This is a genomic window from Verrucomicrobiota bacterium (assembly GCA_016871495.1).
Classification (GTDB): Bacteria; Verrucomicrobiota; Verrucomicrobiia; order Limisphaerales; family VHDF01; genus VHDF01.
In genome coordinates this window covers 85,836-100,442 of the sequence record VHDF01000004.1, presented here as the reverse complement: position 1 = coordinate 100,442, position 14,607 = coordinate 85,836, and the positions used below count along the sequence as shown (strand labels likewise).

11 protein-coding genes are annotated in these 14,607 nt (G+C 60.3%); 7 read left to right on the top strand and 4 right to left on the bottom strand.

What is annotated here, in order from left to right; genetic code table 11:
- From FJ404_02035 to FJ404_02025, 3 genes are all read right to left on the bottom strand, one after another.
- On the bottom strand, positions 1 to 3,483 hold a 3,483-nt coding region (locus FJ404_02035; protein ID MBM3821663.1), incomplete at its 3' end, for a hypothetical protein.
- Between the two features lie 247 nt (positions 3,484 to 3,730).
- Entirely contained in the window at positions 3,731 to 4,273 is a 543-nt protein-coding gene (locus FJ404_02030) for a hypothetical protein (GenBank protein MBM3821662.1), read from the bottom strand.
- A 313-nt stretch (positions 4,274 to 4,586) separates the two neighbouring features.
- The gene (locus FJ404_02025; protein MBM3821661.1) at positions 4,587 to 5,318 is read right to left on the bottom strand and encodes a type II secretion system protein; all 732 of its coding nucleotides are present in this window, start codon (positions 5,316 to 5,318) and stop codon (positions 4,587 to 4,589) included.
- Between the two features lie 37 nt (positions 5,319 to 5,355).
- Between FJ404_02025 and FJ404_02020 the strand changes: the two genes are divergently transcribed.
- The 6 genes from FJ404_02020 to FJ404_01995 all read left to right on the top strand — a co-directional run bounded on the left by FJ404_02020 (position 5,356) and on the right by FJ404_01995 (position 13,251).
- Entirely contained in the window at positions 5,356 to 8,316 is a 2,961-nt protein-coding gene (locus FJ404_02020) for a tetratricopeptide repeat protein (protein ID MBM3821660.1), read from the top strand.
- A 438-nt stretch (positions 8,317 to 8,754) separates the two neighbouring features.
- The gene (locus FJ404_02015) at positions 8,755 to 9,939 is read left to right on the top strand and encodes a glycosyltransferase family 4 protein (protein MBM3821659.1); all 1,185 of its coding nucleotides are present in this window, start codon (positions 8,755 to 8,757) and stop codon (positions 9,937 to 9,939) included.
- Positions 9,933 to 10,907 carry an undecaprenyl/decaprenyl-phosphate alpha-N-acetylglucosaminyl 1-phosphate transferase gene (locus FJ404_02010; GenBank protein MBM3821658.1) on the top strand — a complete coding sequence of 325 codons (975 nt, stop codon included), beginning with the start codon at positions 9,933 to 9,935 and terminating at the stop codon, positions 10,905 to 10,907. The genes FJ404_02015 and FJ404_02010 overlap by 7 nt, the downstream gene beginning before the upstream one ends.
- Before the next feature lie 108 nt (positions 10,908 to 11,015).
- Entirely contained in the window at positions 11,016 to 12,044 is a 1,029-nt protein-coding gene (locus FJ404_02005) for a Gfo/Idh/MocA family oxidoreductase (protein ID MBM3821657.1), read from the top strand.
- Between the two features lie 22 nt (positions 12,045 to 12,066).
- Positions 12,067 to 12,690, top strand: a complete 624-nt coding sequence (locus FJ404_02000; GenBank protein ID MBM3821656.1) for a phosphoribosylanthranilate isomerase — start codon at positions 12,067 to 12,069, stop codon at positions 12,688 to 12,690.
- Between the two features lie 168 nt (positions 12,691 to 12,858).
- Entirely contained in the window at positions 12,859 to 13,251 is a 393-nt protein-coding gene (locus FJ404_01995; protein ID MBM3821655.1) for a hypothetical protein, read from the top strand.
- Between the two features lie 435 nt (positions 13,252 to 13,686).
- On the opposite strand, the gene FJ404_01990 is transcribed toward FJ404_01995, so the two are convergent.
- Entirely contained in the window at positions 13,687 to 13,890 is a 204-nt protein-coding gene (locus tag FJ404_01990) for a zinc ribbon domain-containing protein (GenBank protein ID MBM3821654.1), read from the bottom strand.
- Between the two features lie 87 nt (positions 13,891 to 13,977).
- On the opposite strand from FJ404_01990, the gene FJ404_01985 reads away from it, so the two are divergent.
- A complete protein-coding gene (locus FJ404_01985; GenBank protein ID MBM3821653.1) occupies positions 13,978 to 14,595 on the top strand; it encodes a hypothetical protein in 618 nt (205 codons plus the stop codon).
- The last annotated feature ends 12 nt before the right edge of the window (positions 14,596 to 14,607 follow it).

The window sequence follows — 14,607 nt, the reverse complement described above, 5'->3', positions numbered from 1 at the left end:
GCCCAGGGCGTAGACATAGACATCGTAGCCGCCTTCGGTGAGCTTAGCCGGGATGCTGGCGATGCTGACGGTGGTGGTGGTGGCATTGCCGGTGTCAAGGTAACCGGTGGTCAGCTTGAGGTTGTTCCCGGTGAACTTGTTGTTTTCCTCACCACGTCCGGTGGAGGCCCAGGTGTTTCCGGACCTCCAGGAGACGGTGACGGAGGTGGGTTGGGCAGTTCCCTTGACATCCGCGACAATGCCGGTGGTGGCGCTGCCGGTGGCTGTTTTCAGGTTGTTCCAGTTGGCTTGAGCCACGCTGGCGACGCCCGCGACGTCAGCGGCCGCGAGGGTGCCTTTGTTGTTGCCGTTGGCTTCTTCAGCACCGAAGTTCAACCCGATGCCGTATTCGGTTGAGGAAGGAATCGTCGGAGGTCCGCCTGCGGCGTAGAGGACGGCCGCATCGAACAACTTGAGGCCGTCGGCGTTGAGGTTCGCAAACGTATTGTCCAGCATGCCAAAGTAGAGGCGGATGGCTGGAGCTTTGATGGAAGCGTCAAACAATTTGGCGCCTTTTTCGTAGACGTAGATCGCGGCGCGGGTGGCGTCATCGGCGATGGTTGCGATGATCGTGGCGGCGGGTCCAGGAACACCCCAACTGATGTCGGTGGCGGCATTCACGTTGGAAAGCAGTCCGGCTTTGAAACCGGCGGCCAACGGATGATCCGCTTTGACAATGTTGATCTGGGTCTGGCCGCCGGCATTGCCGCGGGTGACGTTGTCTGCGTCATTGGCGCGGTCGGTGGTATCGAAGTTGTCCTCGTTGGCGGGTTCCCAGAACATGACGGGAACGGCAGCGTCCTTGAACTTGTCGCCGACCTCCGCGGAACTGACGGTGGAGGAGATCATGATGAGCGATTTCCCGGTTGCGTCCGAGGTCTGCGAGGGCGAGGCGCCCACGGTGACCACTTGCCATCCCTGGGAACCGAGGCGATTGACGATCGCACGGTCGGAATCATTCGGACCCGCGGTGGAGTGGATGAACAGAACGCTCGGCAGGCCGTTGACGATGAGGTTGGCAGTCGAGCTGGTCGAGCTGCCTTCGTCATTGGAGACCACCACGGTGTAACTGCCGTAGGTGGATTGGCTGGCCGAAGCTACGGTGTAGTTGGCGCTGGTGGCACCGGCGATGTTCACGCCATTGCGCTGCCATTGGTAACTGAGCGGCAAGGAGCCAATTGCTTTTGTGCTGAAGGTCACGCTGGCACCCAGGTTCACGTTGGCGCTGACGGGATGGTTGAGGATGCTGGGTTTGCCTTGGTTTGGATCGATATCCGCTCCGAGCACATTGCCGCTGAGGGCGGCCGAGCCGTTGGCGGGATCGGGATCGGTGGCTTTCTTCCAGGTGAAGGCGCCATTATCGCCGCCGCCGCCTTCTTTGTAGATCAGGGATACCCAGTAATTTCGACCCGAGGTAAGCCGGATGGTGTTGCCTCCGGGCCATTCGGTTCCCGCGAACTTGTCCGAGCGGTTTTCGGGGAGATCGGGATCGCGCCGATCCCGGAGGACCCATTGACGTTCGCCGTTCCACTGCGGTTCAGTGGCGATTAATTTGGCATTGGCCGGTTTGTCGTCGGTCGAGAGGAAAAGTTGAGCGTTGTCGTCCGCCGAAAGGAAGAAGACATAATCCGCCGTTTCCGATGGCGTGAGGAACCCGCTGATGCGCGCGCCATAATTGTCACCGTAGCCGGTGGGACCTTCGGCCCGGCCGATCACGCGAACTTCGTCGGCGTTGTCGGGATACTTTGCGTCTCCGGTGAGCGCGTCGATCGCGGTGCCTCCGATGCCGGTGTAGGCTTCCCATTTCAGGACGCCTTGGGTGCGGGTCAGCACTTCCTGGGGCGTGGTGACCGAAACTTCGGCCGTGAAGCCTGAGCGGTTCAGAGCCGGGTCAATCGCGCGGATGCGGTATTTGGTGGTGCTGCCGGGTTTAACGGTTTCAGCGAAGCTGGTGGCATTGATCAGCGAGCCGAGCACTTCGCCATTCCGTTCAATCTCATAGGCTGCGCGACCGGAATCGTCCGTGGCCGCGGTCCAGGTCAGCTTCACTCGGCGAGGATGGACGGCGCTGCCGGCCAAGGCGGTGGGCACGGTGGGAGGGGTCGCGTCCGTGATCGACTCCGTGGTGAGCTTGATGTTGTCGATGTGGGTGTGTTCGTTGGCACCGCCGGTCCGGCCTGCCAGCACGAGGCGTCCGACGCTCGGGAAGTAGGCTGTTTGAGCTTTGTCGAGGAGCGTCCGGCCTTTGAAAATCACCGTCAGTTTACCGGTGTTGTCCAGCTCGACCACAAAGCGCTGCCAGCAGAGTGTCTTCCAGGATTCTGGGGCTTTGGGATCGCCATCGGGCCAGTAAGCGATGTCGCGCGGACCCGTTTGGAGGCTGGTGTTGTCACCGCAAGCGCCGTGCCGAGTCGGCAGGGGTTGGCGGAGGATCGTCTTGTTATCGACCCGGACGATGATGCCTTCGATGTCACCGCCGTCGGGCAGGGTGTTGCCGGACCAGGTGTCGAAGTCAATCGCGATGCCGGTGGTGGCGCCGCCTTCGGCGATGCCGCCGGCGAAGAGACCTTGGGAGCTGATGCTGTCAGGCAGGTTCGCCAGGACGGGGTCATTGCCGCGGGCGAAGCTGATGCTGAAGCCGTCCGCCGCACGATCGCCGGTGCTGTTCCCGATGCGGAGGTCGCATTCGAATTTGAACGCGGTGACGACTTTCCCGCTATCGATGTCGGGGAAGACGACGCCCGTGTATTGAGAGCCGATGGGGTAAGTGATGGCGAGGAACCCGCCTGGATTACCTCCGGAGGAGACCCAGGGCGTCTCGTTGTTTCCACCGATGATAAAGCCCGAGCCGGCTGCGGTCGGGTCCGCGGTGAAATCAAACGTCGCGCTGGCGGCTTGGCCCGCCGTCGTGCCGGCGATCAGCCCGGCGAGGCCTATGGCGGCGGCACAGGCTGACTTCCAGCGACCGCGCTGAGGTTGCTTGGTTAGATTCATAGTTGGTTTATGGGTTGGTTCTGATGCGCTTGCTTCCTTTGAGCGATAAACGGGCATGCGCGGTTCGAGAAGACATCGCGCAAGTCCATTTGCGCTTTCGGGATCGAGGTATCCTAGGAAGATCCCGGCCGGGATGCAAGCGCAAGTTGCGAGGAATCGTGCTTGCTTTTTAACAAGCTGGAAGCGGCGTAGCCCATCCCGGCACCAAAACCCAGTCCGTAAGCCACCCCCCAAAGCACCATGCCGATTTTGGGACCCAGCGCATCGTGCAGCAAACTTCCGAGAAAGTAACCGACGGTATGGCCTGTGACCAATGCGAGCGAGACAGGGATGATTTGGCCCTTGGCGGAGCAACCGACGACCACGGTGGCCGCCATCAGGAGGGGGCCGAGAATCGTCGCGACGATCTCCCCAGTCCGATTGGGGGAGGCGAACCACGCTGCGCACCATCCCAGGGTGTAGGCGATGAAAGCGGCGGTGAACAACCCCGCAAACGACTTGATCGGGACGCGAAATGCTTTGGAGAGCAATAAGTTGGAGAGAATGATGAACAGGAGCGCCCAGACCGTATAGGCACCGGCCTCCGTGAGATTACGATACATCCATCCGCCGGCTCCTGCGACGGTCCCGAAAACGACGAGGCTGGAGAGAAGGAACGCCACCGCGCCCCTGACCATGAACGTGACACGGCTCACGGCTATTTCCGTTTCATGGCCTTGAGCGCTTCGTAGGCTCGTTTGGCTTGAGGATCGCCCGAGGCCATGGCATCAAGGAGCCGGGATTCAAGAAGCACCGTCGAATTGTGGACGGCAAGTCCCTGGTCCAGAGTGACTTTGGGATCGTCTCGAACGACTTGGAGGGAGAGGACGGCTTTCTCGTAATCGCCTTGTTTGAGGGCGGCGGAAGCGGCCTGCGCGTTTTGTTTGATGTGGGAGGGAGCGGATTCGAAAGCTTGGTCCAATTGAGTGGCCGCTTGTTGAGGAGTGGCGGGGGTCTTGAGATCTTGATCTTGCTTCTTCGAACATCCCGCGAAACTGGCGAAGACCAGAGCCAAAAGGAGAATTGTTTCAGGGGAAGCGATGATTCCGGAACTGCGGATCGGAAACTGAGGGGCTTGGAGAGCGCGGAGCCACAGGGAGAAGCCGTAACGAATCAGCGAGAGAAGACGACTGGCGAGGCGCGGAGCGCCTTGGATCGCCGGGCTTCGGCGTTCCCGCCGTTTCAGTAACGGAATGCGCATGAAGGAATGATGGCGCGCGGTGGAATGGGCATTGAAGCGGCGTAAACGCCGCGCTCCATTTTGATTCGCACGAATCATCCATCGGAATGCTTCTCCCATTGTCCTTGGTTTTGAGTTCATGGTGATGGGGCTGAGCGCGAGGTCCGCTACCCGCTCGGCAAGAAAACGCAGACTAGCCGCAGGACGGCGTGATCCCGACGGGGAACGCGAGGAGCGACGGGCAAATGGAAAGCGACGTTGCTGCGGCTGGTGCTTCGCACACAGCCGCGCTCCATTCAAGGGAGATTTGGGAACCAACCGGTGAAGCATGGAATTATTCACCGGTTCGATTGCCGGGGTTGCACCAAAAGCGTCCGGGTCGCTGTCCGCGAAAGCCTCCAATGCCGGCTTCCATGGCATATTGCCGAAACTTCATGAATTCGGTCTGACCGCCGAACATGCCCATGACCACGCCTTCATTGTGTCGGCGGGTGACGCCTTCGTCGGGGCGGCTGGCGACGTTGTCGTAGTTTGAAGGCTGTTTTTCGTCAGCTTCCCAGTAGAGCATGTAATCGGGGTTGAACAGGGACATTTTGTAGGAGACGAAATTCCCGGCGGGGCCGGTGGTGTAGCCTGAGGCGGCGCCGTTCATCATGTAACTGGATACTTTCATTTCCCGGGCGCGGAAGTGGGTGGTGTTGGTTTTGTTGTCCAAGGGGCAGAAGTAGAGACTCTTTTCCTGGTGGTAGGTCCACAGTTGGCCGAGGGTGATGGTGTGGTCGGGTTTGTTGGTGACGACCCGCATGTAGCACCAATTCGCGACATTGAATGTGCCGGAGCTCCAGGAAGTGTAGGGCAAGTAGTCCTGGTGATCGCCGACGTACATGTGGGTGGAGAGCAGGATCTGTTTGACCTGGCCGAGGCATTTGGCGCGGCTGGCTTGTTGTTTGGCCTTGCTCAGCGCGGGGAGCAGCATGCCGGCGAGAATGGCGATGATCGCGATGACCACGAGGAGCTCGATCAGGGTGAAGGCATCGCGGAGTTTGGAGCGAAAATTCTTTTTCATGGGCGCGGGATGCGTTTGATGGAGTGGGGCGGGGCGAATGGCGGCGAGAGGGATCGTTATGGAGGCGATACTCGACAGGCTTTCCGCTGTCGAGGCAATTCAAACCAGCCAAGATAGCCTTGCCAAAGGCGGGGGAACTCGCTTCAACTGGCGGCTCCCGATTATGGAAGAAGCGGACCGCAATCCACGCTCCTGGGTGATTTCAAAGTGGCCCTGGGTTATTGCCTTGCTTGGCATGATCCTCTACGGCGCCACGCTGAACCGCTGGGTGTCGATGGCCAGTTTGCCGGTGGTGGCCAAGGTGACGGGTTGGGATTGGTCGCCGCAGGTGAATGGGCCGCTGCTGCATTTGGTGACGGTCCCGTTCAAGTTCTTGCCTGAAGCCAGCAGGCCCGTGGCCTTGAATGTGTTCACGGCAGTCCTCGCGGCCCTGACGCTGATGATGCTGGCGCGATCGGTCAGTCTGCTGCCCCAGGATCGGACGCGTGATCAGCGGCAGCGAGAGCGCAGCGAGCACTCTTTCCTCTCGATTCCATCGGCTTGGATGCCGCCGCTGCTGGCGGCGCTGGTCTGTGGTTTGCAATTGACGTTTTGGGAGCATGCGATCGCCGCCACGGGCGAAATGCTCGATCTTGCCTGTTTCGCGTTCTGCATTCTCTGTGTTCTGGAGCACCGCGTCGGTCTGGAGCAGAAGTGGATGGACCGCCTGGCGTTGATGCTGGGTGTGTCGATGGCGAACAATTGGGCGATGGTGGGTTTCCTGCCTTTGTTTGTCGCGGCGGCGGTTTGGATTCGCGGACGCGCGTTTTTCGATGTGACGTTCCTGGCCCGGACGGTTGCGTTCGGTTCCGTCGGGTTGTTGCTGTATTTGTGGCTTCCGTTGGTGGCCACGATCCAGAAGTCCACCCCGAGTTCCTTTTGGGATTTGCTGCGCATCGAATTGGCGACTCAGAAGAATATTTTGCTCTACTTTCCGAAGAGCCGGATTCTGTTGCTCTCCTTGACGTCGTTACTTCCTTTGGCAGTGATCGGTGTGCGCTGGCCGTCCTCGTTTGGCGACACCAGTGTGGCCGGCACGGTGCTGACGAACCTGATGTTCCGCCTCACGCACATGATGTTCCTGGGAACGTGCTTGTGGGTGTCGTTCGACCCGAAGTTCAGTCCGCGCGAGTTGGGCTACGGGTTTCCGATGTTGACGTTCTACTATGTCGGGGCGCTTTGCGTGGGCTATTTTGCCGCCTATTTCCTCCTCATTGGCAGTGATGCGCGCGGCGGGAGCAGGGGGCGGCGGAACCCTTCTGGTTTGGCCGCGATAGCGGGGATGGCCACCGCAGGCTTGGTGTGGCTGGCCCTGGCGGGCGTGCCGGCGGGCCTGGTCTACAAGAACTACAAAACTCTCGCCGCGATGGACGGAAGTGTGCTTCGTGACTATGTCGCGGATGTGAAAGAGCGCATCCCGGCGAAGGCACCCGTCATTTTAAGCGACACGTCGAGCCAGATTCAGCTTTTGTCCGGAGGTTTCGGATCTGGTGGCGCGGGTGAGTCGCCGGTGTTCGTGGATACTCAGGCGTTGCAGTATGGGGCCTATCAAGTCCAGTTGGCCAAGCGATACCCGGACCTTCTGCCCAAGGAATGGGTTGAATCGATCGAGGGGGGCAAGGATGTCTTTGACCAGCGAACGCTGCTTCGCATCGTCATTCATGTTTCGTCTACGCGGGAGGTGTATTATTTGCAGCCCAGCTTTGGCGGATTCTTTGAATCCTTCTATTTGAAACCGGACGGCATGTTTTACCGGCTGCATTCTTATCCGACGAACTCCATTGCGGCGCTGGGGCTGGATCCGGTGGAGGTCTCGAAGAATCTGGAGTTTTGGAGAGGGCGTGAAACCCGTTTGACAGCCTTGGCCGACCTCATCGAACGTAAAGTTCCCGACGCCGTGGCCGTGGGGGCCTGGTATTCGCGATCTGCGAACTATTTCGGCGTGGAAATGCAAAAGCTCGGCGGCTTGAACGAGGCCGGGCAGTTGTTTAAGCGGGCGGTGGAGCTCAATGGCGAAAATATCGCGGCCATTCGAAACCTCCGGTTTAACGAAGGGTTGCGATCCGGGAATCCCAAGTCCATGGAAGCCTCCAAGACCGAGGAAAAGCTCATGGCCCGGTACCGGACCGTGGATGAGTTGCTGGCAGCCAATGGTCCGTTGGACGAACCGCAATCCTGTTTGGAAATCGGGACCGTTTTCGCGCAAGGAGGCTTGAGTCGCCAAGCGGCGTTGCAGTTTCTGCGCGTGCAAGCTTTGGATCCTGAGAACATGTCCGCCCGTTTCTGGCTTGGGAACCTGTATTTGACGGCACCCTTGCCGGAGAAGACCCTGGAAATCGTGCGGGAGATTCGCGATCGCAAGCGGACGACGCCGTTGTCCACTGCCGACAGCATCGAATTGATCCGGCTGGAGGCTTTGGCGGTTTTTGGCAAGGGCGACACGCCGGGCGCCGAGAAGATCCTGCAAGAGGCTCGCAAGGAGTTTCCGCGGGAAGATGCCTTATTGGACACGCTCTTTTATCTGTTTTTTGGAACACGGAGGTTTGAAAAGGGTCTGGAATCCATCGAGGAGCAGCTCAGGTTAAACCCCAAGAATCTCCGCGCCATTTTGAACCGCGGGGCGACCTACATCGAACTGAAGGACTATCCTAAAGCCGTGGCGGCACTGGATCAGGCGCTGAAACTGGACCCTGGCAACGCCAACGCCCTGCGCAACCGGGCGATCGCGAAACTCAAGTCGGGCGAGCTGGATGCTGCGGAGAAGGATTACAACGAACTGAAACGGATGGCTCCGGATTCCCACGTGGTTTTTTTCGGCCTGGGAGAAGTGGCCAGCGCTCGCAAGGACAAGTCCGCCGCCATCTCCCACTACGAAAAGTTCCTCGAACTCGCGCCGGCGGGCAGTCCCGAGGTGGTGGTTGTGGAGAAGAAGCTGAAAGAGCTGAAGGGCGGCCTCTAGTGTGCTGTTCATGAATGGGGTGGGCATTGGTTGCGCCGCTTTGGCGGTTCTGGCTAGGCGCGACGAGGGAGCATACCCGCCAGCGGTCTGTGACCGAGGAGCCACAACGCCAGAACCGCCCAAGCGGCGCAACCCTTCGGGCGGCGAGTCTTTCGGTCGTGGGCTTCGTGGCTCCTCAGTCACGTCTCTCTGCAGATATGCTCCTTCGTCGCGCCTCGTCCGCGGCCAAAATCCTTCGCCGCAAAGGCCCACCCCATTCATGAACAGCACACTAGCCGGGATGATGCAACGGGCTTCGTCGTTCCGGCTTGATCGTCCCGCGCAGGACCATGGCTCACCCCTCTTTCCTTTCCGCGGCCCGAGCATGCGCCTTCGTCGCCCGAAGGGTTCCGTTGCAACCGACTCCTTCCGGCTCTGCGCTCGATGGGCCGTCATTCCATGCGGATCGCGCACATCATCACGCGTCTGATCGTCGGAGGGGCTCAGGAGAACACGCTGGCTTCGGCGCTCGGGCTCGCGGCGAAGCCCGGGTGGGAAGTGGAGTTGATCTCGGGACCCACGGAGGGGCCCGAGGGATCCCTCGAAAACTGGTTGGAGGGTTCCCGCCCGGTGCGGCTGAGAATCGTGCGTTCCCTGATTCGTCCGGTGCATCCGTGGCATGACCTGCAGGCTTACCTTGCCTTGACCCGGGTTTTGCGAGCGTCGCGTCCGGACATGGTTCATACTCACAGTGGCAAGGCGGGCGTGCTCGGACGTTGGGCGGCGCGTAGCGCTCGGATTCAGACCATCGTTCACACCATTCACGGACCTTCCTTCGGTCCGTTCCAGGGCCGACTTGCGAACGCGGCATTTCGTGGGGCTGAGCGTGCCGCCGGGCGATGCACTCATCATTATGTGGCGGTTGCTCAGGCCATGATTGATCAGTACCTGGCGGCGGGCCTTGGACGGCCGGATGATTACACGCTGATCCGGAGCGGTTTCGACACCCGGCCTTTTGCGGAGGCGAGGAGGGATCCCGCGGTCCGTGCCGGCTGGGGCATTGGCGAGGACGACTTCGTGGTGGGAACGTTGTCGCGACTGGCTCCGCTCAAGGGCATGGAAGATTTGATTTCGGCCGCGCCGCTGGTGTTGGAGCGCGTGCCCCGGGCGAAGTTTCTGATGGTCGGAGACGGGTCGTTGCGGGGTGTTCTGGAAGCGGAGATCCGCCGGTTGGGTTTGGAACGGGCGGTTGTATTCGCCGGGCTGGTCCGGCCGGAAGAAGTTCCCGGTTGTGTGGCGCAGATGGATGTTTTGGCGCATTTGTCACGCCGTGAGGGTTTGCCGCGCGCACTTCCCCAGGCCTTGGCGGCGGGAAAGCCGGTGGTGGCGTTCGACGTCGATGGCGCCCGGGAGGTCTGTTTGGACGGGGAGCATGGCTTCCTGCTGAAGGCAGGAGACGTGCGGGGATTGAGTGAACGCCTGGTGGAACTTGCGGAGAAGCCTGAACTGAGGCGACGGTTTGGAGAGCAGGGCCGGAGATGGGTTGCAAGCCGGTTTTCGGTGGAGACCATGGTGGATTCACTGGAGGCCTTGTATCGGCGCCTCGCCGGGAGAACTGATTTGGAACCGCGACCTTCATGTTGAGTTTTCCGTTCCATGTTTATCTGGCTGCTTTTGTTTCGGCGGCCTTGTGCGCAGGGGTGGGCATGCCCTTGTGGAGACGATGGTGCCGTTCCCGAGGGCTGATGGATGATCCCGGGCATCGGAAAATCCATCAGGAGCCGGTACCTTTGGCAGGGGGTTGGTCGATTCTGTGCGCGGTTTCGTTGCCCTTGATGGTGGGAGGATTCCTGATCGTCTGGCCGGGATGGTGGGCAGGGGAGTTGGGACCGCTGGCTTATGGCATGGACCGTCGCCTGGGAGCGATCGCCGGGCTCTTGGCGGGCGCTTTGGGAATGGTGTGGCTGGGCTGTCAGGATGATCTGAGGGAATTGGGACCTGGGCCGAAGTTCGCGGGACAATGCGCCTGCGCTCTCATCGCAGCCGTTTCGGGGTTTGTGCTCCCATTGAGCCGGGAATGGGGGTGGTTGAATGGGGTCGCCACCGTGTTTTGGGTTTTGGCGGTGACCAACGCCATGAATTTTATGGATAACATGAATGGTTTGTGCGGGGGTATTTCGGCGATCGCCACCTTTGCCTTCGGCGTCTGGTTCGCCCAGCATGGACAGTATCTGGTGGCGTCCCTGGCCTTCTTGTTTTGCGGCGCGATTGCAGGATTCCTGCCTTGGAACTTTCCGCAAGGCAGAGTGTTTCTGGGCGACACGGGCAGTCATCTGCTGGGCTATTTGTTGAGCGTGCTGCCGCTCGCAGGGCAGGGCGCGGCGGAAGAAAACGAATCCGTCCGTCCGTTCCCCACCGCCCTCTGGTTGCTGGCGGTGCCGCTGGTGGACATGGTGTGGGTGGTGGTTTGGAGAACGTGGCATGGGCGGCGTTTTTGGGTGGGCGACACAAATCACCTGTCACATCAATTGGTGCGGGTCGGCCTTTCGAAATCCCGCGCCGTGTTGTGCTTGTGGCTGGCGGCGGCAGCGTGCTCGGTTCTGGCTTTTTGAACGGACTCCGGGGCGAACATCAGCGAAGGCGCGCGCGCGTTCCCTTGCATTTTTCGGTCGGGTACTTAACCTCCGCGGCGATCCCTACAACACGCACTCCTTTACACCATGAAAAAACTCAATGTTGGAATCGTTGGATACGGCTGGGTGGCCGGAGCGCATATCGCCGCCATCAATGCGACGTCGCAGGCTCAAGTGACGGCGGTGTGCTCGGCTCGCCGCCTGGCTTCGGGGGAGCTTTCGGCCAAACACGGAGGACACATCAAGGCTTATGTCGATTTGGGCGCGATGCTGAAGGACCCCGACTTGGATGTGGTTTCCCTGTGCAGTTACCCAGACTCACACGCGAGGCAGGCCATTCAGGTGGCCAGGGCGGGCAAGCATCTGATCATCGAAAAGCCGCTGGCGTTGAGCTGGAAAGACTGCCTGGACGTGCAGGACGCGGTTCGCAAGGCGAAGGTGAGGACTTGCGTTTGCTTCGAATGCCGGTATTCCAGCCAGTTTCTGGCGACGAAATCGGTGCTGGACCAGGGGTTGCTCGGCACCCTGCATTACGCCGAAGTCGATTACTATCACGGGATCGGGCCGTGGTATGGGCAGTTTCGGTGGAATGTGACCCGCAAAGTGGGCGGGAGCAGTCTGCTTTCCGCCGGATGCCACGCCCTCGACGCCCTGCTCTTGTGCATGCCGGGAGAGGTGGAAAGCGTGCAGAGCTTGTCTGCCCGGTCGGCCAGCCCCGTCTTCAAACCTTACGAGTATCCCACGACCAGTGTGTCCATTTTGAAGTTCAAGGATGGCCGCGTGGGGAAATGCTCGTCGTCCATTGATTGTCATCAACCCTATTACTTTCACACCCATCTCGTCGGGAGCGAAGGGAGCTTGCTGGACAACCGATTTCACTCGAGCAAGGTGGGGGGGTTGGACAAGCACCACTGGAGCCAGCTATCCATGAAAATGCTCGATTCGGGTGATGTGAGTGATCATCCGTATCAAACTCAGTTCGAGGCTTTCTTCGAAGCGGTCAGGGCCGGACGCGAAATGCCATTAACATCGCTGACCGACGCCATGCGCACCTTCGAGGTTTTGTTCGCGGCGGACCGCTCGGCCGAGACGGGCAAGCCGGTCAAACTTGGTTAATGCGGGCAAGCCGGTGCCAGGCATGCGTCCCCGAATCAAAATCTGCGGTCTTACGCGCCCGGAGGATGCGAAAATCTGCTCGGATCTCGGGGTGGACGCGATCGGTCTGATGTTTTACGCGGGCAGCAAGCGCCATGTCACGCTGGAGCAGGCTTGCGCCGTGGTTTCGCCATTGGCGCCCTTCGTGGCGCGGGTCGGAGTCTTTGTCAATCCGGCTGCCGGGGAAGTCAGGGAGGCGGTTGCTCGATGTGGGTTGTCGGCGGTCCAATTGCACGGGGAGGAAACACCGGAATTTTGCCGTCAGTTTGCGGGATTAAACATCATCAAGGCTTTTCGCGTTCGAGACCGGACGGTGCTTGAGAATTTGCCGCACTTCCAGATTTCCGCGTGGCTCCTGGACGCTCACGTCGAAGGGGCTCATGGCGGCACCGGGGCAAGATTCGATTGGGATATTGCGGCTGAGGCCACGGCTTTGGGCAAACCGGTGATCCTTGCCGGCGGGATGAACCCCGACAATGTGGCGGACGCCGTACGGCGGGTTCGGCCCTATGGGGTGGATGTATCGAGCGGGGTGGAATCCGCTCCGGGCTTGAAGGATGTCCGAAAAATCGAGGCTTTCCTGAAGGCCGTTTCGAGTGCCGGCTGATCAGATCCTTCGTCGCCCCGCAGTTTGGGCAGCCTGCGCCACAGCAGACAGGGCTGTCTGCGTGACCACGACAACCCGGTCACCGACAACCTTAGGATGCACCGCGGGGCGTGGAGAATCGAGATCCCACTTTACTCCGCGGATACGCTCGTGTATCGGATGTCGATCATGAAGCTCCTTTCGGTACTGGGAAGAATCGTGGCCACAGGCATGGTCCTCGTGTTGAGCGGTTGCACCACCACGTCCATCCACAACCTCACGCCTTCGCGTTATCCGCGCCATCAGGACGGACTCTACCTGTTCCAGGTGGAATGGCAGAGCAACCAACAGAGTTTGCGCAAGGACACCTTGAAGCCCTATGTGGTGATTGGGACGGAGAGCTATCCGCTCCAGCGCACCCCCATGCTTCAAAACCGTTGGGAAGCCATGGTGCCCCTGCCTGCAGAGCAGCCGGTGGTGAACTATCGGTTCAAATTCGACTACGAGTATCTGAGCATCCCCGCGCGGCGTCCGAACAGCAAGCTCTCGGCGCCGTATCAGCTGCAGATCCAGCCGAAGTAAGCGGCGGGGCGCCTCGCGGAATCGCGGAGACCGGGGGTGGCGGACTGCAATGCCGTTCATGCGGGGCTTTGCGGAAACGAAGGCTTCGTTTGCGTATGGCGGCTTAGGCGCAAGTTGCCCAACCTGCGAGGTGGCGCGAAGGGTTAGGCTCTTGATCCTTTCAACATGGGGCGGACTAGCCCTGCCTATTTCATGCACGGGACGCCCGGTGAGGACACCGGGCCTTCAAACACAGAGGTCGTCGCGATGGTAGGCCGCGTGCCGTCACGCGGCGCACACTCGCGGATTCAAGCCCAGTGCGAAATACCCGGGCTATGCCACTTCCTGGGCCTCTGAACCCGTCGCGGTATCGGCACAGGCAGGCTCGCGCGACTCAGCCAAAATCAAGAACCCCCGGCTGGCACCATCGTCTGTGCCGTGCGGGGGCGAACCGGGTTACTTGGATCGTTTCACCTTCATGGACAGGATGCTGGTGCCGTGGGTGACCCAGCCGCTTCCTCCGATGATGATACGGCGAACAGGTTGTCCGGATTGGGGATCGTGCGTGAGGGCAGGGTCGCTCATTTTCTGTTCGATTTCGAACCGGCGGGGCTTTTGTTTCGGATTGGATGGAATCGTTTCGTAAACGTAAGTGGCCATAGGGAGATTCTCTTGCCAGAATCCTTTCTCCCATTCAAGTGGCGGGTTTTCGGTTGCAGTTTGTTTGAGCTCGCGCAGAGTTGTTTCATGTCTTCCGGTTCGGATTCGCCTCTTGATCGTTTATGGATCGAGTATGGGCTCGTGTTTAAAGATTTCGACGATCACACCCTGGCCCGGTGGATGTCGCAAACCCTCAGCCAGTTGCATGGGCGGGTTTGGCGCCTTTCGCATCCCCTGCTGGGAGCCTACCGACTGGCGGCCCAAATCGGCCATGACCGTCAAGTGTGGTTGAAGAGGCTGGCGAGTCCTCCGCACGGTTATCCCGAGTCCCCCTGCTGCCGCGCCCCGTTGCTGCCTTTATTCACCCGCGATATCACCGAATCAGGACTCGTCTGCCAGCACTGTGCGGGCAGCGCGGTGCCCTACGAGGACATTGCCGACGAGTTACGCTCGCCCATTCAGCAGTGGGCGAAGGAGTATGCCGCCGTTCATGCCGTCGCCCACTGGGACGATCCGCAACGGCGCAGCGTCAAGAATTACGATCGGGAGCTGGAGCGCGCGGCGGAAAAGGCCGAGTTGCTCCTGGCCAAAGCCGGTCTGGAACTGATCCCGCGGTTGCTGGAGTTCTTCCCCGCGGTCGTTTGGGAGGATCAGGACGAATGTCTCGATATCCGTCCTGAGGACATCGAGACCAGTCCGGCGTAGGCCCGATCACGC